At 55.3% G+C, this 20516-nt stretch carries 14 protein-coding genes and 1 tRNA gene; 7 read left to right on the plus strand and 8 right to left on the minus strand.

The features are described from left to right. Window positions 1-155: 155 nt before the first annotated feature. The gene (locus tag TRM7557_RS04665) at window positions 156-701 is read right to left on the minus strand and encodes a hypothetical protein (protein WP_058289055.1); all 546 of its coding nucleotides are present in this window, start codon (window positions 699-701) and stop codon (window positions 156-158) included. After that, on the minus strand, window positions 701-2785 hold the full coding sequence (locus TRM7557_RS04670) for a type VI secretion system Vgr family protein (RefSeq protein WP_165592410.1): 2085 nt from the start codon (window positions 2783-2785) through the stop codon (window positions 701-703). The genes TRM7557_RS04665 and TRM7557_RS04670 overlap by 1 nt, the downstream gene beginning before the upstream one ends. 264 nt (window positions 2786-3049) lie before the next feature. Here TRM7557_RS04670 and TRM7557_RS04675 point away from each other — a divergent pair, with 264 nt between their 5' ends. From TRM7557_RS04675 to TRM7557_RS04690, 4 genes are all read left to right on the plus strand, one after another. Next, a complete protein-coding gene (locus tag TRM7557_RS04675) occupies window positions 3050-3682 on the plus strand; it encodes a tyrosine-type recombinase/integrase (protein ID WP_058289056.1) in 633 nt (210 codons plus the stop codon). Window positions 3683-4054: 372 nt separating this feature from the next. Beyond that, window positions 4055-4687, plus strand: a complete 633-nt coding sequence (locus TRM7557_RS04680) for an alpha/beta hydrolase (RefSeq protein WP_058289057.1) — start codon at window positions 4055-4057, stop codon at window positions 4685-4687. A 57-nt stretch (window positions 4688-4744) separates the two neighbouring features. Next, window positions 4745-6301, plus strand: coding sequence for a sensor histidine kinase (locus TRM7557_RS04685; RefSeq protein ID WP_165592411.1), 1557 nt, complete (start codon window positions 4745-4747; stop codon window positions 6299-6301). 11 nt (window positions 6302-6312) lie between these two features. Then, window positions 6313-6873, plus strand: a complete 561-nt coding sequence (locus TRM7557_RS04690; RefSeq protein ID WP_165592412.1) for a response regulator — start codon at window positions 6313-6315, stop codon at window positions 6871-6873. A gap of 421 nt (window positions 6874-7294) precedes the next feature. Here TRM7557_RS04690 and TRM7557_RS04695 read toward each other — a convergent pair whose 3' ends face one another. After that, window positions 7295-7915 (minus strand): hypothetical protein, encoded by a 621-nt coding sequence (locus TRM7557_RS04695; protein WP_058289060.1) that lies wholly within the window; start codon window positions 7913-7915, stop codon window positions 7295-7297. Between the two features lie 453 nt (window positions 7916-8368). Here TRM7557_RS04695 and TRM7557_RS04700 point away from each other — a divergent pair, with 453 nt between their 5' ends. The 3 genes from TRM7557_RS04700 to TRM7557_RS04710 all read left to right on the plus strand — a co-directional run bounded on the left by TRM7557_RS04700 (window position 8369) and on the right by TRM7557_RS04710 (window position 14920). Beyond that, window positions 8369-8857: a hypothetical protein gene (locus tag TRM7557_RS04700; RefSeq protein ID WP_058289061.1), complete on the plus strand. Its 489-nt coding sequence runs from the start codon at window positions 8369-8371 to the stop codon at window positions 8855-8857. Between the two features lie 111 nt (window positions 8858-8968). After that, complete coding sequence (locus tag TRM7557_RS04705) at window positions 8969-12865, plus strand: hypothetical protein (protein WP_131727518.1); 3897 nt, start codon at window positions 8969-8971, stop codon at window positions 12863-12865. A gap of 192 nt (window positions 12866-13057) precedes the next feature. Further along, window positions 13058-14920 carry a TniQ family protein gene (locus TRM7557_RS04710; RefSeq protein WP_235811394.1) on the plus strand — a complete coding sequence of 621 codons (1863 nt, stop codon included), beginning with the start codon at window positions 13058-13060 and terminating at the stop codon, window positions 14918-14920. A 134-nt stretch (window positions 14921-15054) separates the two neighbouring features. On the opposite strand, the gene TRM7557_RS04715 is transcribed toward TRM7557_RS04710, so the two are convergent. The 5 genes from TRM7557_RS04715 to TRM7557_RS04735 form a co-directional block, all read right to left on the minus strand. Then, window positions 15055-15132 (minus strand) — tRNA-Arg (locus tag TRM7557_RS04715). Window positions 15133-15293: 161 nt separating this feature from the next. Further along, window positions 15294-15803 carry an asparaginase domain-containing protein gene (locus tag TRM7557_RS04720; RefSeq protein ID WP_058289064.1) on the minus strand — a complete coding sequence of 170 codons (510 nt, stop codon included), beginning with the start codon at window positions 15801-15803 and terminating at the stop codon, window positions 15294-15296. A gap of 105 nt (window positions 15804-15908) precedes the next feature. Then, on the minus strand, window positions 15909-18095 hold the full coding sequence (locus TRM7557_RS04725; protein WP_058289065.1) for a methyl-accepting chemotaxis protein: 2187 nt from the start codon (window positions 18093-18095) through the stop codon (window positions 15909-15911). 21 nt (window positions 18096-18116) lie between these two features. Further along, complete coding sequence (locus tag TRM7557_RS04730; protein WP_058289066.1) at window positions 18117-18527, minus strand: rhodanese-like domain-containing protein; 411 nt, start codon at window positions 18525-18527, stop codon at window positions 18117-18119. Between the two features lie 178 nt (window positions 18528-18705). Then, a complete protein-coding gene (locus TRM7557_RS04735; RefSeq protein WP_058289067.1) occupies window positions 18706-19980 on the minus strand; it encodes a replication initiation protein in 1275 nt (424 codons plus the stop codon). Window positions 19981-20516: the final 536 nt, after the last annotated feature.

The raw sequence follows: 20516 nt of genomic DNA on the forward strand, positions 1-20516 counted from the left end.
ATCTCTTCGCCGACAGTGACCTTCAGCTTCTTTCCGACCTCTACACGTTGCTTCGAGGCTGGTCGAAAATCCGCGTTTGTCACCATGGAAGCCAAGACCGCCCATGCCAAATTTCTCGTCCGGGTGAAACGCACGTGCGTGAAGCGAATAGACCGTCATTCCTCGATCCACTGGAAGGTTGAACCCGTCAATTCAAAGTATAGGTCTGGCGTGGGTTCTATCACCGGTTTTGCCGGGCTTTCACATACGATCGTTGTGCCGACAGAATACTCGTCAAATTGGATCCCACCGACCGTAGACGAACTCGTCGTGATTGTACCATCGGCCAGTACTTTTCTGGTCCCGAAGGTCGCCATAGATCCAGTGGAGGTGCGCTTGAAAACCGGATTTCTGCCCAACTTCCCCTCTTGCCCAGAATAAATGAACTGCAGTCCGGCCCGCTCATAGGGTTCGGGCAGATTTATCACCACTGCATTGGGATGTGTTGGATAGATATTGTAGCTCAGAAATTCCGGCGGTTCATCAACAGGCGGCGTGTTTTCGCCCCAGAAGACCACGAACTCGCCACAGTAGCCATCCGGAAGAAAAACATGCACTTCGGGTTTGTCCGGTTTGGACGCGCGAGCCCCGTCAATGAATTGCGTAGCAAGGCTGGTGATCAATGCCAGGGACAGCACAGCGAGAAAAATATTCTTGAGCATTAGTTCAAATCAATCCGTGACCCATTGATAATGATATGGCTACCTTTGATGTTAATCGTTCCATCGCTTTGCGCTTGTATGAGAGCGTCGCCGCAACGAAATTCGATCTCCTCGCCGACAGTGACCTTCAGCTTCTTTCCGACCTCTACACGTTGCGTCTTACCCACCGAAGTACGGCTGTTGCGGCGGGTTTGATCCATGCGATCTCTGGCAACGGTATCTGTGCGATCATTGCCTGCTGAAATACTGACATCAGCTCCGGCATCCAAAATCGCGTTTTTGCGGGCAGACAAGTATATGGTTCCAACAGCATTCATTATGAGATTGCCGACACCTTGCATCGCGCTTTTGCCGCGACCAATCAAGTAACCGATCTTGCGCACGCCTTCCCAATGTTTAGCAACCTCACCAGTTGCAAAAGTTTCTCGATTGGAACCGCTGACAGAGAGCGTGAAATCGCCCCCAACATGCTGCGTAGCCTGCCCCGCCACTTCGACCATACTATTGTGACCTATCGAAGTGAAATGGTTTGCATCAATACGCATGGTGGAGTTGTTTTGAATTTTCTGTGTCAGGTCCTTTTGCGCCCGCAGCATTATTTCTTCTTCGCCCGTTTGATCTTCGAACCGTAGTTCATTAAAACCGGGGCCTTTGTGGCTTTGCGAGCGGAAAGCGGATGCTGTCTTTCGAGCTGGCAGCTCATACGGCGGGGTGTTGTGGCCGTTGTAGACACAGCCCGTCACGATCGGTTTGTCGGGATCGCCGCGCAGGTGCTCGACGATGACTTCCATGCCGATGCGGGGGATGACCATGCCGCCCCAGCCTTTGGACGCCCAGTTCTGGCTGACCCGCACCCGCATCGAATGCGCGCCGTCGAGGTCCCAGTGGTAGCGCACCAGAATGCGGCCGTGTTCGTCGCAGTCGATCTCGCCGTCGCCCACAACCACCGCCGTCTCGGGGCCCTGCACCCGCGGGGCGGGTGTGCGCCGTTCCGGCCGGTAAGGCGCGCTGTCGGGCATCAGGACATAAGCGCCCTCATAGGGGGTCTCATCGCCGCCTGCGTCGCCTGAGCCATAGCCCTGCGCGCGAAATTGATGTTCGGCCCGCAGGCAGACAAAGCCTTGCCCCGTAGCGCCCGACACCGGATCTCCCGCAAGGGTCACCCGCCAGCCCGCGCCCAGCGAGACCACATCGCCGACCGCCTCGTGACGCGGGGCCTGGCCGCGTTCTTCGTCCAGGCGGCGGGTCACCACATGGCGGCCCTCGTCCTGGGTCAGATAGTCGCCGGGCCAGTCGTAGCTTTCCACATCGCCCTGCGGATGCGCGGCCTCGCCCATCTGGTCAGCCTCTTGGGTCGCATGGGGAATTTTGAAGTTATACTCGGTCAGCCGCACCGCGCCGGTGGTGATCCGGGCGGCGGTTGACCATTTGCGGAAATGTTCGTCCTCGTGGCGGTGAAACCCCTCGACCCCATAAAGGGGGCGCGTGCCGCCGGGCACTTCGGGCAGCTGAAACGTCGCATCGCTCAGCACCAGCGTGTGCGAGCCAGGGGCGTGTTTCCACGACCAGCTGATGCCATGGCGCTCCAGCTGGCGGCGGATAAAATCGGCGTCGCTTTCGCCATATTGGACGGTGTATTCCAGCACCGGATAGGCGCTCGAGGTCACGATCTCCAGATGCGGATTGCCCATGGCGCCATAAGTACTCAGCACCTCTTCGACGATTTCGATCACCGATTTATTGTGAAAGATCCGCATGTTACGCCGCAGCGAGGCGAGATGCAGCCAGGGCCGCAGCACCAGATCATAGCGAAACCCGTTCTCAAACGCGCCCCGGCTTCTGGCCTCGCAGACAATCCCGTCAAAGGCACGACGGCCCTGGGCGTGGTCGATTTCCACGGTGGCATGGGTGCCCAGAAGCGCGCTGAGATCCAGCTGATTGTTGAAAGAAAGCGCCTCAACACGCCATTCAAACGACCCCGAGATCTCCTCGCTGCCATCCATGCGCAACAGCACCAACTGGTCCCCGCCAAGCGCCGTCACCAGCCGACCCTGACGGTCCTGCTGCGAAAAATGCCTATTCAAAATAAAAATCCAACAAACAGTTAATGCAAGAGAGGTAGCAAGCCGAACGCCCGCACGCAAGACGTGTGTTAAGCGGTGTTGCAGCAAAGCAGCCCTAAGAACACAACGAAGCATTCAGTAAAGTGGGCTCAGACCGGACCAATGCCAGCGCGGCAACGACTGACATCGCGCGTCTCTGACACCGGTCATTCCTTCAGACTGTAGAGTCGTCCCGTCAGCGCGGTGCTGATGCTTGGGTGCGGAGGGCGGATCGGAGGGCATATTATGCCACGAGTTCAACTTCCCGCAGTCACCCCCAAGCGCAAGGCTTGGAACAAAGGACGCATCATTGGTCAGAAGAGGCCGCTGTTACCAAAACAGGTCTGGGCGATCCGGGCCAGGCTCGAACTTGCGGGCTACCTACGCGATCTGGCTTTGTTCAACATCGCCATCGACAGCAAGCTGCGTGGCTGTGATCTGGTTAAACTGGCAGTTCCTGATCTCGTCAAAGGTGACCGCGTCCGTGAACGTGTGTCGGTCATCCAGAGTATGACCAAGCGACCGGTTCAATTTGAACTGACAGAAAACACGCGCGAAACCGTGCTGGCTTGGGTCAAATCACCGGAGATGTTTGCGTGTCGGTTTATGTTTCCCAGCCGTTTCCATGATCGGCCTTACATCTCAACCCGCCAGTATCGACGGCTCGTTCGTGATTGGGTTACGGCGATCGGACTGGAGCCCAGCGGATATGGCACCCATTCGCTCCGCCGAACAAAGGCAGCGGAGATCTACCGAAAAACCGGCAATCTCCGTGCCGTTCAACTGCTGCTTGGCCACACCAAGGTCGACAGTACTGTTCGGTATCTTGACGTCGAACTCGAAGATGCCCTGAGCATCTCTGAGCGTATCGATATCTGAACCATCTTGGCGAACGGTCCTGCCGTTCGCCTTTCCGAAGCGGGTGTTTGTCCCTTTTGCGGCGTTGGTCGGTGCTGAGCCCAGACTCACCGATGCTGCAACACAGGTGAATGTCTGGTTCCAACAAAACTCGCCCTTACCTGGAGTTACTCAAGCACGTCCGCCTGATTCTTACACTTACTAGATAAGTAGTAGGACCGATGTTTTATTACGAGAAATCGGACACAGATGCGAGCTCATGGAAATGAGCGGGCCATTAGGCATTGAAATTAAGGGGGAAAATAACCCGAGTAGATCGTCAGATTATTTTGAAAGGAAAAATCGCCTCTCGTTCAGACTTAGGAGACAGATCATAAACAGTGGAGAACTTTCATGAATAAACGACTTTATAGCCTGATCCTTTCAGTCAGCGTTGCCTTGGGAGGGGCGGCCTCGGCGCAGTCGAAAGAAACACTGGAAACAGGGATCGATAGCGCGTTTTACATGAGCGACGCCGCATATTATCCTGCGGAGGGGAAAAGGGCCGTGGTTTTTGTGCCCGGTTTCATCTTCAACAAAGAAAGCTGGAAAAACCTTGCTACAAGATTGCAACAGGACGGCATTGCCTCAGTTGCGATCAGCGCCAAGTCCGAAGCCCCCATACGTCGCGCGATTCAAGAACTTACGCGTCGCGGGCACGGTGAGGTTGTTCTGATCGGCGGAAGCAGCGGCGCAGCCGCCATTCTAAATACCATGGAACAGGTCGTCGCGACGGACCACGTTTCGGGCGTTGTGCTGATGTCACCTGTTCGTGGCAATCCGATGGATGATCAACCCGTCAATAAATTATTCATTGTTTCTGAGGGGGAAAAGTCATTTGAAAAAGTGCAGGCGCTGCACGAGGGATCCATGGAGCCCAAATCTCTGATGACTATTCCAGGCAAGGCCCACGCACAGTTTCTGTTCTATGGACCTGACAAGGCTGACGTTGAAGCCGCAATTGTTGAGTTTGTAAAGGCGCAGTAATCTGTTGGGATGAAGAGAGGTTGGATCTATGTGTTGGCTTGTGCCGTCATCGTTGGCATGTCCACGGTGGCGGCCGGCTACTTCGGGCTTTCACGTGAACGGGCCGACCTCATCAAAGAGGCAGCGCGTTTGGAAAGTCAGCTTTCTGATGTGCTGTCTCAGAACCTGCGCGTGGCGTCGTTACTGTCGGGGCATCGTGAGGTTCATGCGGCACTTGCTGCGCATGACGGCGGGTCATCCGATCCGGATGCGCTAGGTCGATTGACGATCGAGACGGCCCGCGCGGCGATCCTTGTCGCGGATCGAAACGGGCAAGTCATTGCGGCTGGCCTGCGTGATCCAGAAGATGCGCAATTTATGACGGCTTTGCCGGAAACTTTGCGTCAGACGCTTAGGGGCTCGGCTTTGTCGCGACGGTTTATCACAGCCGACCCCATAGGCTGGGTATTTGAGGTCGGAAAACCCGTCTTTGGTCCGGGGCGAGAAAGGCTGGGATTCGTCTTGTCCTATCAATCTATCGACGACTTGGCACAGACCTGGCGCGCGCTGCCCGACAACCTTATCGTTGCGACTACTGATGGGAAAACACTCTTTGCGCACCGTCACTTTGCCAAGCCAGACTGGGGGCTGTTGCGCGAAACTGTCACCTCGCAGGTGCATGCAACACGTCTTTCTTTGCAACGAAATCCGCGTGTGCTGCTTGGGTATTCCGGGGTTGGTTTTCTGCTCGGCCTGGCAATATATCTGTCAGTCTTTTTTGCCCTTCTGAGCGCGACGCGGCGGCGGGCATTGGCCCAGGCACGGATTGATGCATTGGCTGAAGACGCGGCCATGTTAGAGGCCAGAGTCAAAGAACGCACCCAAGACCTGCGCGATGAGATCCAGCAGCATAAGCACACCGAACAAGCCCTCAAAGAAAGCCAGTCTCAGCTGATTCAAACCGCGAAACTCAAGGTGTTGAATGATATGGCGACGGGGCTCAGCCACGAATTATCGCAGCCTCTCTTTGCCTTGGAGGCGAGCCTGGATACGTTGGGATATCAGTTAGGCACATTGCCAACAGAGGCCAGCACCTTATTGGAGAAATCCCGCGCGGTTTGTCGGCGCATGGGGCAGATACTGAATAATCTCAAGAGCTTTGCCCGAAAGGATGACGCGCCGCCGGTCCTGACAGACCTGTCAAAACCGGTCGCAGCGGCAATTGATATTCTTGACTATGAGGCCAGGCGCAGCCAAATCATTGTTAAGCATCAGCTTCCGGACGATCTGCCAATAGGGGTCGCCACATCGCCGCGTTTGCAGCAAATTATTGTGAACTTGCTGGCAAACAGCTTTGACGCGGTTGCCAAGGATGGCACCGGCGCTGTCGTCATCGAATACCTCACGGGCCCTCAAATTCGGATCAGCGATAATGGTCCCGGCTTCTCCAACATCAATACCGCTCTCACCCCCTTTGTGACCACAAAAGCGGATCGGAACGGGCTTGGCCTGGGGCTTTCAATTTCGGCGGAGATTATGCAAAGTTTTGGCGGCGCGCTTGATCTTGCTTCACCCCCTGAAGGTGGTGCCTCTGTTACCCTGACCTTTGACCCCGGTGGGGAGGCGCGACAATGAAAAACGTGCTCTTGGTCGATGATGACAGGGATGTGCTCGAAGCGCTGGAATCGCGGCTTATGATCGCCGGATACAATGTGATCGCCTGTGCGTCTTATATCCATGCCAAAGACCATCTTGTACCTGGGTTTGAGGGATGTGTCGTCACCGATATCCGAATGCCGGGGAAAACCGGGCTTGATCTGATCGCGAGAGCCAACGCGGTGGACCCGGAATTGCCTGTTATTGTGCTGACAGGCTTTGCCGAGACCGAGACCGTGGTGAGGGCCATGCGCGAAGGAGCGGTAACGGTATTGGAAAAACCATGCCCGATGGAGATGTTGATCGAGACCATCGCCGAAGCCTTGGCCCGACGGGGCGCAGTTCTGAAGTTACGCAAATCCCGGGTCAAACGCGCCGTCGCGGGAAGACCGCCCAAAGACAGGGCGCTTTCACCACAACTCGCCGAATACGAGGCAGAATTGGTCCGGCGTGCGCTGAAACGCAATGATGGTAACAAAGCCAAAACCGCACAGGAACTTGGCATTTCAAGAAGTCAGCTTTATGCAAAGATCAAGATCTTGGGACTATAGCGACCGTAGGATGGATTTGAAGATTAGACTGAATATTCCAGTTTCCAACGGAAACGTCGGTCTGAATTTCAGGCGCGTTTCATCAAAGCTGCGATCTTTCTCCTGCCTGTCAGTGCCACGTTTGTGGCAGTTCGACAAATGAAAACCAGACATTGCCCTTTGAACAACTAAAGGCGGCAAAGCGGACAAACCGCCATTTCGCTGCGGATACGCCAAGGTCTGTTTTCGATAGGACAGTGGGAAAAAGCCGACCATCGTTAGGGGGCAATCGTGCCAAATCACATTTCAATAATGGACGAGCAAGGCGCCGTCGAAGAGCTTCATTGGTACACCTAAGTGAGTGTTGAGCGGCATTCGGTCGTTGGCTGAGGCCATGCCTTTAACATCACTTCGCCTAACTGGTGAGGCCAAAGCCTCCGCATCAAATGACGCGGCAGCGGACCAGCTTGAACTTCCGGGCGAGGCCGGCTTCTTTTAACCCTTGTGCCAAGCGGTCGCTCAGAAATGTGCCTTTGTGCAAAAAACGCTCGCGCCAGACATCAGGTCCGACAAGGCAATCGCGCGACAAGGCAATTGTGTCGTCTTTGGGAAAGATCGGCGGATAGTAGACATGCTCACCTGGCTTTTCGTATCCAAAGTTCGACTTCTTCAACTCCTGGCTTTGCTCAGGCATCAGATGACTGGCCACGTTTCCGAAATTCCAGAAATAGAACTGCCCGGAAGAGGTCATGTTGCCGTCAGCGTCATACACATCCAAAGGATACACATTCCCTGCCCCCAGATCGTACCCTTTCAGCAATGTCGCCAGTTTCGGCCCGATCACCAAAAACCGGTTGCGGATCAGGTTCAGCTCTGACAAAGCGCCGCCTCGCTTCGTTCTTTGACGAATCCCCTTGGGGATAGCGACGGGCGGCACCGGATCTCCTTGCCAGTTGAAGCCTGCGGCAATGTCTTCGTCAGATGACAAACCCTCGGCATCCGCCGAAGCATAGTCTCGAATGGCGTCCAGCCCGTCGAGATCAGAAAACCAAACCTGTGTCATTGCAACATTTTCCCAATGGGCGTCACTGTTGCGCCCAGCTGGACCAATCTATAGGAAATCAGCGTTGTTTCAGCAAAGTCCAATGTGTTTGAACGCACCGGTTTATTCAACGGGTGTGTCGCGGAAACATTTCCCTCCAATCTACACAATTCTCGCATTTCACAAAAGCCGCCCTTGAACCATTTCGCAGCATCATACACTTCGGGCTCTTTGCCGCCATTAGATTGAGCGCAGCATGTCGAAGCAACAGATCACGTTCCCGGGAAAGGATCGGCCCTAAGCTGCCTTCCGACTACGGTAGCTGTCGCTGCGGTGCGGCCCGTCAAAGGAGACATTCATAAGAACAATGACTTCCGCGTAGGGGTTAGGTCGGCCCCAACGGTTGAATTGACGCCATCCAGCGACCACATGTTGTGGGTGCTCGTTGGTGCTGGACGATCTAGGGGAAGGCTGATGATTGAATACGCTCAGTACTTGTTGCTGACAAATCCGCTGGAGTTCTACACAGCCATCGTCGCGACGCTTGGTGTCGCATTCTGGATGCTCGATCGGAGATCAATGAAGGCGGCACTCAAAGCAACTAAAGGGGCCGAGATCAACGCATTGCGATTGGAAAGGCAAAAGACTGAAGCAAGCGTTGAACAGAGCTTCGCCACGTTCCAACTAAGGTGCCAAGCCTCTCGAGACGCCTGGCGCGACCACGAATGGCGAAATGGGCCAACACTTCGTTCACCTTTACACTCCTCCGAAGGGCAAAAAGAGATACAGCAGCTTGAGCTGGCCGCGAGGGCATATCTGGAGCAGTTCAAAGCATCGGCACCAGACCCCGGTAGCTGCGATATCGAGAAACTGGCAGCTTACTTCTCGGAAGCCAATCGCACATCGTTGGAGTTCGCTAGGCTTGCTTCACAACTGCCTGAACCTAAAAACCGTTTTCACTGACCCGCTAGGAACCGATAACCAAGTACTATTGAGTATGCTGCGTGCGTAGCCTAAAGGTCGACCTTTGCGGAAAACGAAAATGCGTATGTGTCAACTCCCTGCGAGGGTATTGTGTCTAAAGACGATGATGATCTGTTAAAACTGATCTCTGATTTTATAAAGGGAAAAGCAGGCCCGCCTGATGCAACAATGGCGAGCTTAAATCTTGGCGAGAATGTCAATCTGGAGGATTTCGCACCTTTTCCCCTCAGCAAAACATTTGGGGATTTCTCAAAAGAATACAAAACAGTCTGTAGGGCACTGAAAAAATACGGTCGTGTGAATTGTTTGCGCATTATTGGCGCTATGATGACTATCCCTGAATTGCAGGCTAACCACTATCGTTTGGAAGTCCTGATCCACTTAGTGTTCCTTCATGCAGAAGGAAAATCTCGGCCTACGCCAGCGAATGTAACAGCTTGGTTTAACGCACTCGACAAGGGGACATGCGGAAGGCAAGAAGACGCGACCGAAGATGTATTTGTTGCCCCTGTCACATTTGAAGGGCGGCAATATAGACTTTTTGAGGGAAGTGCTGAAGGCAATCGCTTCCACACTCAAATGTTCTTGACGATCCTACAGGACATGCCGAATGGTGGACCTTACACCATGATGAAAAATGGTGTTCGCTCGATCCTCTTACTATCCGAGCTGATTGCAGAGCGATTTGGTGTCCCGCCTTACTATGTAGGGGCCACAACACCAAAATCGGGGATCGGCAAACCCTCACCAGAGACGTGGCGAGAGTTACGCCAAAGGGTCGTCTTCTCGCTGAGTGAGCTTGAAGACCATACGATTGATCTGTCAACGCTTGAGCCCTTCTTTATTCAGAAAGATCACTCGAAAGGTCTCCAAGACCATAAGCCTGGTCATAGCCCTTTGGATTGGCATCCTCTCATCCTGCATAAGGCTGAACTGGTCGTCTTCCATCCGACGATGATCGGCACGGCGATCCGTCATATGATGATAACGCTATGTCAAAGGATGGAGATGGAAAGAGAGCTGCACGAAGCGCTTGCCAATGTGTACGTGCAACTTTTTGCCAATAAAGGCTTACTCAAGAAAAATCCGCCGCCACTTCAGATGCAGTATTGTGGCCCGTTCCATGCCGCACAACTCGTGCAGGAGCTGGATAAAGGGCGATACCTACACCTCTTGTTCTTTGTTGATGGCTTTGAGGGCTTCGCAGAAGAAACATTTATCGGCACGAACTCAGTAGACCCGATTTCGGATTATGTGGGGAAATCAATCGAAGAAGCGCATAAGAAATGCGTTGAGGCGTCGGACTTCCGCGAGGGCCTGACACTTGTTATTCCATGCGGCTGGGGTCGATATGTCGGATTTAGACCACCTGAACTCCCTCAAAGTTGGCGCGTTGAATTGATGCCCCCTCATGATGCGCTTGCTTTTCATGACATGCCTAAATTCAAGACCACTGACTTATTCAAGATATTGGATGCTCAAGACGCCGTGTCAGAACAGAATATCGTCCTGATCAATGCAAACGGCATTTTAAATTTGTGGGCTTGGATGATGAATAACGATGGACACATCGTCCAACATGAGAAGTTGGAGCATGATTTTGTTACTGCGGACCATCCCGGCATGATGCATATTCCAACAAATAGTTTGTTGGATGCTCGCATTGAATCCTATCTCGCGTCTGACATTCGGACCTTGGAGCGTCCAGATGGTACATTTGCAGAAGCACAACGCGCACATGCAACGCCAAGATACGGTACGCGATCTCTATCGCCATTTTACGTTGATGTTACTGGCTACCGCGACGGTGAATATCGAAATGTCTATCTTGGTGAAAAGGGGCAATACTGGATAAGCGTGAGCAGCAAGGATGGCTTGGACCGACATAGCGCTTATCAGCTTCTTTCTCTGACTATGCACTGGGCCGAGAAAGTTTTTCGCATGATTGATGCACAAGATGAGACCCCGCAGGGTGTTCAGATGTCTCACCATGTTGCCTTTGGTGACGATGAGATCGCGATTGATGGGACTGCACCAAGACCAACCGATGAAGAAATTTCTTCCCTGATCGAGCGACGCTCTGGCACTCAGTCCGAGCGTGTGGACGTTGTCATCAATGTCAAGGAGGGCTTCATGTCGGCAGGTCGTCGTGCGGACAATTTCGGAGAGCGACAACTTGTTGGGGCGCTGATCAGCGCATGTGCTGAGGCGCAAGGGCGCGAGCTAGACCGAGATGAACTTGAAACGCTGATTTGGTCGGTAGTGAAGTCAGAGAAAGCGCGGCACTTGCACGCGTTCTCTGAGCCAGATTTGCGCGACTATGTTCGTGATCATTTGCCGTCACCTTTGGTCGTTGAACAGCTAGACGATGCCTTCACACGGATCGGACTAGGATGGTCGTGTCGCGACCGCTCGGACGGTCACAAAATTGAAGGCAAAGGCCCGTGTGCCGCTTATCTCACTCAGTTGCTCGATGTGCTTGCTGCGCGGTTCAAGGAACAGGTGGCAACCTTTGATCGCGAAGCTTTACTTGAGCGCGCGTTGCTCAATCACGAGTCTTGTTCGCACGAAAGTGACGTATGGAAGCGCACCTTTGGTGCGGTTGAGGCACTGAGCGATACGGACGATTTTGCAGTTCAAGATGCCTCCGAAGAAATCGGACGCCTATTTGCTGGAAGCATGGCATCGAGGATCATTGCTGAGGCTGCCATATGCGAAGCGCCATTAGACAAAGGCTTCGAACCTAGCGATATGGACATCAATAGACTCCTTGCTGATGCCTCACAGATGCATCACCTGGGCGGGTACCGCGCAGCTATGCTTGCGGGCATTATGCCTCCAGAGATCGTGATCTCACCTGCTGGTGAAGTCATGATGGATCACGGGTTCAGTGACGCTGTGATAAGACCGTTTGGTCAGCATTTTACCGCACACTCCCTCGCAGGAGAGAAGAAAAAATACGCCTCTCGCTACGAGTCCAGGGAAGCAAACCAAACACCGCCCGATCTTTCCGAGAAAGAACAGAAAGATAAGGATGCCTTTGAGATTGCTTGGCTTGATGAGTTCGGCTTCAGCGCCGAAGATTTTCTCAGATTTATCGGCGGCTTTTGGATGATCTTGCAGGCCGATGGCAAGCCGATCATCAAAGAGCCACGCTCAGCTCTTGTTGAACGGATCGGGAAGGAGATCGAACTTGACTATGAAATAGTCGGTAAGTGTCTCAATAGCTTTACGCTTCAACCGCGCCCATCATGGACTGACTTGCCAGATGGTTATCCTGACCACGCGTGGCATCCGTGGCGATTTCAAAGACAACTGTCATTGGTGACGAAACCCATTGTTCAGGTGAATGATGAAGAAGACCCAACGCTGATGATCGCTCCCGCTATGTGCGTTCTGCACTTGGAACGGTTCTATGCGAATACGCTTGAAGGCGTATTCTCGCATGACATGTTCAGAACGAACGGGAAACTTTTTAAGTTGATGGACGCGATCAATAGCGAGGTCGGCGAAGAGTTCAATAGCATTGTAGCGAAGAAGTTTATTGAGATCGGCTGGGAAGCCAAGTCAAATCAATCGGATGGTCAGATTTTCGACAGGCAGAAATCGCCGACGTTTGGTGATGTGGATGTGCTGGCATGGAACAAAGCTGGCAAGCGTCTTCTCATCATCGAATGCAAAGATTTGTCGTTTGACAAAACAATCGGCGAAGTCGCAAATCGGTTATCGAAGTACCAAGGCATCATTAAGCGCAACGGTAAGCCAGACGACCTCAAGAAGCACTTGAACAGATGTGAGGAGATTGAGGCGAACCTCGATAAGGTGGGCAACTACGTTGGCATGGAGATTGCAACAGTGGAGCGTGTCTTATTGCTCAGCCAGCCCACTCCTTTGATTTTTGCGGAATTGGCTGACAAGCACTCCGTGGAAGTCGTCACATTTACGGATATTGAAACGCGCTTCGAAGATCCTTCAAAGGGTGAGTGATCCGACATAATGTCCTGAATAGGGTCCGCCGGTTAATCGTTTGCCGCTCAATGTCTGCTCAAAACGTTTAAGTCCTAGCCGTTGTCATCTGCAGCGAATGACGGCTTTCCGCCCTTCGTGTTGAAAATTGAGGATACTCAAGATATCGGTAGGCCTTGTTAAGCCTCCGGAAAATGTTGAGGGGAAGATATCGTGCCCTCTTTGTGTCTTACGCTTGCCCCCAACGCGCGGGAGACTTTGCCGTCTTTTGTATCTCGGTTGGCAGCGGCGAATGGGCTGGATGCTGCCTCATTTTCGAAAGACATGGGCTTTTCATTCAAACGCATTTTGAACTTTGAAGAGACCGCGCTTCGGGCGTTGGCGGAGGTCGCGGGCCTCTGCGGTGAACAGATGGACGAACTTGTCTCTTGGACTGGGCGTCCGACAGGTGACATCCGCATTCAGTATCGTGGCGAGCTTGTCCCTTCGCGTGCTCTGCGCAGCCCTGTGGTCATGGGATGTCCGTTGTGCTTGCGGGCTGATATCGACACCCAGCCTGCAGCGCCCTTGCAGGCCATGTCATATCGCGGGGATTGGCAGCTCGCCTACACCAAGGTCTGCGCGGCGCATGGCCATCCGCTAGTCCCACTTTGGGACGAGGATACGCCGTCAAAGCGGTGGGATTTCCAGGCGCGGTTCTCGGATTTGCTGGGCGCGCCCATTCTGGCACAATCCAAACCATCCAGCTCCCAGGTTTCAGAATACGACCGCTGGCTGCATCAGCGCATGCTGACGGGGAAAGACGAGACATGGTTGCAAGCGCATACCATTTTTGCAGCCTCCCGCCTCTGCCTGCACATCGGGCAACAAATCATACGCCACGACATTGCAGGGCGTTTCAGGACAGCGGGACAAGAGCGGCCCGAGGTGGTTGGCTTTGATGCGCTGAGCGACGAACCATCGCGCCTGCCAGCTGTTCTAAACGCCCTGGCAGCAGCAGCATCGGGTCCAGGAGATGGGCCGAAGAAGGCCTTTGGTGCGCTTCATCCAATGCTGAACCGCGATTACGCAGATGCGGAAGAGTTTGCGGAATTCCGCAACGTTTTATGCGTCTGCATTCTAGACAACTGGCCCCATGCCCCGGGGGACGTCGTCCTTGGGCATGTTGTCAAGGAACGCAGGATCCATTCGGTCGCCAGCGCCGCAAAAGAAATTGGCGTTTGGGAGGAGCTTTTGGACCGGGTGTTGACCGAGAACGGGGCCTTCACCGACGGTGACCAGCGCCCCCCAACGCGCAAGACGTTTGATGCCATCCGTTTCAACGATCTACTTCAGGACATCCCGCGATGGGTCGGGCCGAAAGTCATTTACAAAATACTCGGCGCGACCAAGGACCAATTCCAAAGGCTGGTGGAACAGGGCTTGCTGACACCAGCGGTCAGTGACCCCAAGGTCCAGGCACGGTGGCAACCAAACCAAGCCCAAGATCTTCTGAGTACTCTGGTCAACGCATCGAAAGATATTCCGCAGGACGCAGCAGGTTGGATTCCTCTGCACAATGCAGGTGGGCTAGTTAAGGGCGGTCTAAGTCGTTTGATCGACGAGATTGTGTTGGGAACGCTCCCCATTGGATATCTGCCAGACCGGCGGGGGTATCGTTCACTGATGGTACCGAAGTCAAAGGTGATTGAGTTCAGCGCTGAAAGGCCTAAAACCGTGTCCTTTCACTGTCCCACTGCAGTTGCTTTTGCCCGCAGCATCGGGTTGCGCCAAAAAGGGATCTTTGTCGCCTTTATTCAGGACGGACATACCCCCGCCACTCAGGTCGAGCACCCCAATGCGAACCAGCTTACCTATATTATGACGGATGAGGACATTGATGCGTTCAAGGCGCGCTTTACGACGATCACAATTCTGTCTGGGGAAACAGGTCTGCACCGAAACACAGTTCGGCACGCTCTAAAGATCGCTGGTGTTCACCCCTTCACACAGAACAGCCGGGACTATGGTGGCATCTACTTGCGTGAAGATGCTGTTAACGCGGTTTCTAAAATAGGCCTGAAAGCAAAAGGTTAGAGCGAGGCGCTCACCGTCCGTTGCCATTTTCTTTTCTGGGAGCAGCCAATCAGAACAAATGCATTGACAGCCAATTGGCACGCTTATGCCCAAAACGGGCACTGTTATGCTGTAAGAACACAAAAAGATGAAAATGGCGAGCCCTGGAGGACTCGAACCCCCGACCTGAGAATTAGAAGTTCCCTGCTCTAATCCAGCTGAGCTAAGGGCCCGCACTTCTTGTGGCTGTATCGGGCAAATCTCGGGGCTTGTCAACTTGATAGGCGGCCAGAAATGGCACGGACAAAAGCCCCCGTTTTCATGTGCTTGCCAGAACAAAGCCTGCTCTGACCCCAGCGTCTATCGGCATGGGATCAGAGCCTAATAAGGGGAATTACCCAGCAGGCACGACCATGGTCAGGGCCACGCGGTCTTTCTCAACCGCGCCGCCTTCAAACACCTGATTGTGGAAGGCGGTGCGCACACCCGCATCGCTCAGCCGCAGGACCGTCAGCGCCTGCGTCAGGTTCTGCGGCGCGTCCGTGCCCTTCACCGACAGCGGCACCATGGCGCCGGTCAGCACCGTGACACCGCGCCCCCCTGCCCCATCCTCGCAAAGCTTTTGCGCCAGATCCGGCAGCCGATCGGTGCCGCAGATCAGCAGAACCTTTTCCCCTGCCCTGTGGGCCTCGGCCACGGTGCGCAGGATCAGGGCAAAGTCCTCTTCGGTGAAATCCAGGGAATCCTTCTGCAGCAGATCGACAAAACGCACGTCCATCCCGTCCAGACACAGATCGCCAAACAGACGGGCCGCATCATTGTCGGCATTGACCATATTGCCGGTCGACGCCTCATAGGTTTTGGCCAGCGTGCCGCCGGTCAGAATGATGGATATCTTCTGCATGTCTCTGCTCTCCCCGGATCAAAAGAAGATGCCCCGAAACGGGGCAACCGTTCCGGGGCATCCTATGGTCAATTTACCCAAACGCCGCAAGAGCGCCAAAGCGGCCTAGGCGGCAAAGACATCCGCCTGTTGCGGCGCAGACCGCGCCTGCCCCTGCCCCAGCTCAAAGGTCTCCACGATCTGCGCCAGATCACGGCTCTGGCCTTCGACCATCTGCACCTTGCTGTGGTTCTCGCGGAAATTGGCGGCGATCTGCTGGGTGGCCTGATCCAGCTCGCTTGTGGCGCTGTTGATTTCACCAATGCCGGTTGCGGTTTCGCGGGTGGCGACCACAATTTCCTGAATGGTGTCGTCACTTGCCCGTACCGAGGTGACGATTTTCTCGAACGCCGCGCCCGTGTCTTCGACAATCTGCGCGCCCGAGGTCACGGATTTCGACGAGGTGCGGATATGGTCCGAAATCTCCAGCGCCGCCTCTGCCGACCGCTGCGCCAGCGCCTGCACTTCGCGCGCCACCACCGCAAAGCCACGGCCCGCATTACCCGCCCGCGCCGCCTCGACACCGGCGTTCAGGGCCAGAAGATTGGTCTGGAACGAAATGTCTTCGATCACACTCAGCACTTTGGCAATGGTGTCGGACGAGGCCTGAATTTCCTTCATCGCCGCAATCGCCCGGACCATCAGTTCCGATCCAGATGTCGCCTCCCGCGAGATCCGCTCGACCGAGGTGCGGACCTCATCGACGGATTTAGTTACACCTGTAACCGTTTGCGACATCTGCTCCAGCGCCGCGGCGGTTTCCTCGACCGAGGCCGCATTGCGTTCGGTGTGCAGGGCCAGAACGTCAGAGTTTGCCGACATCTCTGCGGTGCCCCGGTCAATCTGGCTGGACGCTACCGCGATCCGGCCAATCACCCCGCGCAGACTGTCCAGCGTGGCATTCATGGAATTGGCAATCTCGCCAAAAACGCCGTTCAGATCCTCGGACATCTCGTGGGTCAGATCACCCTTGGCCAAATAGTCCAGCGAGGTACGGATCTCTTCGAGACCGCCATTGGCCGCATCGCTGATCCGGTTCACATCGGCGCAAAGATCGGCAAACAGCCCCTCTTTGTCGTCGGTGCGCAGACGCTGGGTGAAGTCCCCCGCCGCGCAGGCTGCAACCACCACGGACATTTCCGCCGCCGCCTGCTGCTCGGCCGCGCGTTTGCGCAGCAGCGCATCAATCGCGGTGTTCAGCGCCACGATTTCACGGGCCGAGCTGCGGGCCCGGATTGGCGAGGGTTCGCGGTCAGACGCGGCGGCTTTCAGCGCCTTGGCGCTTTCGCGCAGGGGCAGCATCAGACGGTTCAGGAAGACCACAAGAAACGCGACGAAACCCAAAACGCCCAAACCAACCAGCGCCCCAGTCCGGCGCAGCAGCGCGTTTTCCTCTTGGCGTTGCGCGGTGTAATCCATCGCCAGAAACAGCTCATCTGCGGCGACATCAGCCGCAGCAGAGAACCGTTCACGGGTGACCACAAAGTGATGCCCGCCTTCGGCTACAATCGCAAAAGACTCTGTACTGTCCTGAAAGGCGCTGAATACCGCAGGCGCCAGGGTCTCATTGGCGACCACGACCTGGTCTGCACCGTCGTTCAACGCGGGATCCGACGCCTCAGCCTGCAGCGCATAAGCCGCCCCTGCCCCGCCGTCGCGGCGCGCCACAAAGACAGATCCGCCCAGACCGCCAGCCAGACTTGCGGCCTTGCTGTCCAGATCCTGCGCCAGCAGAAGGAAACCGATCTTCTTGCGCCCTTTCATCACCGGCTGCGTATAGCCGACGCCAAAGCGGTGGGTATCCAACCGTGTCAGGTCAAAGGCCCGGCGGCCGCTGTCGATGCTTTGTTGTACCAAAGGCGGCAGCAGGTTGCCCCCTGCCGCGCGGGTGCTGGCGGATTTGGCATAGAGCAGATCGCCACTGGCAGAGTACACCTGCAAGTCGGTGACATCGCCCCGCGCGGAAATCCGGTTAAAGGTCGAAGCCAGCGCCTCGTCCAGCGCGGCGGTGTTTTCGTTCAGCACCGCTTCGGTCAGGGCTTTGTTGCGCGTGATCAGGCGCGCGTGCTGCGACAGCACCCCTTCGCCGCGTTTCAGCAAAGAGGAGGCCGCCGCATTGGTGTTCTGCGCATTGAGCGAGAGCATCGACCCCTCGACGCGCTCTAACACTGTCATTGCGCCAAAACCGACACCAACCATCAACAGAACGGTAAAGGCCACGACGCTGAAGGTAATTCGGCTCGTCAAGGTCATGTGAAACTCTCCCTGACTGGCTTATTCGACGGGCAGGCCGGCCACGTCCCAGCCGGGCATACCATCGCGGAAGTAATAGACATTGCTGTAGCCCCAGGCGACGGCCTGTTCGCTGGCTTTGGACGACCGCAGGCAGGACCAGCCATTGCAGTAGAACACAACCGCATCCGTTTTCTGTGCCACCTCGGCCAATGCGCCCTCGTTGAAGGTGCTTTTCAGGTCCAGATGCACCGCTTCGGGGATATGGCCGCTGTCAAAATCAGACGGTTTGCGCACGTCCACAAAGATGGCTTCCTGTTCAAACAGCGCATAGGCTTCTTCGACAGAGACGGTGCTTGCACCTGCAACGGACACCGGGGATTCTTGCGCCTGCACGGCAAGAGGAACCACTGCGAGGGCGACAACCCCGCAGAATCGCTGGAAAAATGACATCTTGGAATCTCCAATTCGAAATGACGTCACTTCTTGGCGCGGCGAGGTTTAACCTGCGGTAAATGGCGGGGCTGAAATGTGCCTTTTTGATCCCGCCCAGACCTAGAACTTTAGGCGTTGTGCGAAACGCAGGCATGTTTCGCGGCGAAACCTCTCCGCGTCCCCGTCTTTGGTCCGGTTAGTCGGCAAAGGCGTCGGGCTCCAGCTCCTGCCAGAAACTGATAATCCCAGCCGCATTCAGCGCGGACCGCCAGCCGTGCTGACGGAAATGTTCGCGGTCCAGATCGCTTTCGAGGCTGGTCATGAACAGCCGCTTGTCCGCATCACGTTGGGTGGGGTTTCGCCGCGAAACCAGGTCCTGCACAATATCAAGCTGTCGCGCCCGATTGCGGCGTTCGATGGCCCGCGCCTCAAACGCTGCGGCTTCTTGCGCCTGCTCTACCGCGCGGGCTGTCAACGTTGCATCAACCTGCGCCTGTTGTTCCGGGGTCATGCGTGGTTCTGACTCGACCGGGGTGTAATCCCCTTTGATGGCGGCCTGCAAATAGCCCAGCCGCGATTTCACCCCATCTTGGGACGCCACATAATCGAGCTTTTCCTGCACATACTCCGACCCATGTTCGGTGATCCACTGCCGCGCCAACCGGTCCGAAACCCCCTGCCCGCGCAAGGCCTTGTAGACCGGCAGATTGCGCATGCCTTCGCTGTCGTCGATCTGGAACATTGCCATCTGCGGGTTTTCGCGGATCAGGAAGCGGATGTCGCTGACCGAGCGGCCCTTTTTGCGGATCTCGGGTTCGACAATAATGTCTGAACTTTTGTTGACCTCGGCCACCGCCGGTTTGATGATCTTGGCGTTCAGATGTTTGTAGCTTTGGTAATAGTCAGAGCCATCGACCCCCATCAGCTTGCGAAAGATCTCGAGGCTCCACCAGCCGGTCGACCCCGTGCGCACAAAGCGATAGCAGTTCTCATAGAGCGCAAGCCCATGTCCCGAGGAAAAGTTGCGCTGAATATGCACATTGATCAGGGCATAGATTTTCGGGTCATGCAGTTTCGCCGCCAGCGCCGGGGAATAGGCGTATTCGCAGATCCCGTTCTTCAGCTTGGCATAGGACAGCAGCGCCGAGACGCCCCATTCCTGATGGCCTTGTTCGTCCAGCATGTCCCATTCGGCCACCGTCTCCGCCAGCGTCTTCAGGCTTGCGCGCAGGGTGTCAAAATCGTTCGAATTATACCCGACCATCATCGCCAGCGTGCGCGCATCGATCGTATGTTCGCGCGCCGTGGTCAGCGTGTCATAGGCATTCAGCAGCAACACGTTCGACAGCTTGCGCTGCAGCAATGTCAGCTTGCCCGAAATGTGAATGGCGGCAACGTTCTTTTTGACCGTCTCGCGCGTCAAAGCGCCGGTCAAACGATCGCGGTCGATCTCTGTACCCTGGTCTGGCATCAGCCTGTCCTGTTGTTGGCCCTCGGTCCGAATTCTGAAATGTTCGGAATCACGGGCTTGCTCTTTGGCGTCAGACTGGCACAAAGGAACCCACCCATCAATTGGCCTTGGGTTCCTTTTGTGGATTTAATCTGCGCCCGAGAAAGGGACCCGTTTACAGGATATGCCCCAAAAGGGCGGCACCCTTAGGGGACCCATTTACAGGACGTGACGCCCCCGCGCCGGGGCAGGTGCCGCAGGCCGTTGCGAATCAAATCCCCGCAGACCGCCAGAGCGGCCCCCTGATGCAGAGCCTGTTTCAGGGTCTAAAAGAGTCAAAACAGAGCGTTCTTTCACCCATGGGCCTCTGTGCGTGTTATACGCACAACAGTCGCAAACCCCGAAGGCAAAAACACCGTATCCCGTAAAAAGGTGCCCTAAATCCCGCGCGCAGGGCCCTTAGATCCCGTGTCTGGGTCCCTTTGATCCCGCAGATGGGTCCCTTTCAGACTGTATTCGGGTCCCCAAAGACAATTAACGCCTTGAAATAAAACGTT

The organism is Tritonibacter multivorans, assembly GCF_001458415.1.
Classification (GTDB): Bacteria; Pseudomonadota; Alphaproteobacteria; order Rhodobacterales; family Rhodobacteraceae; genus Epibacterium; species Epibacterium multivorans.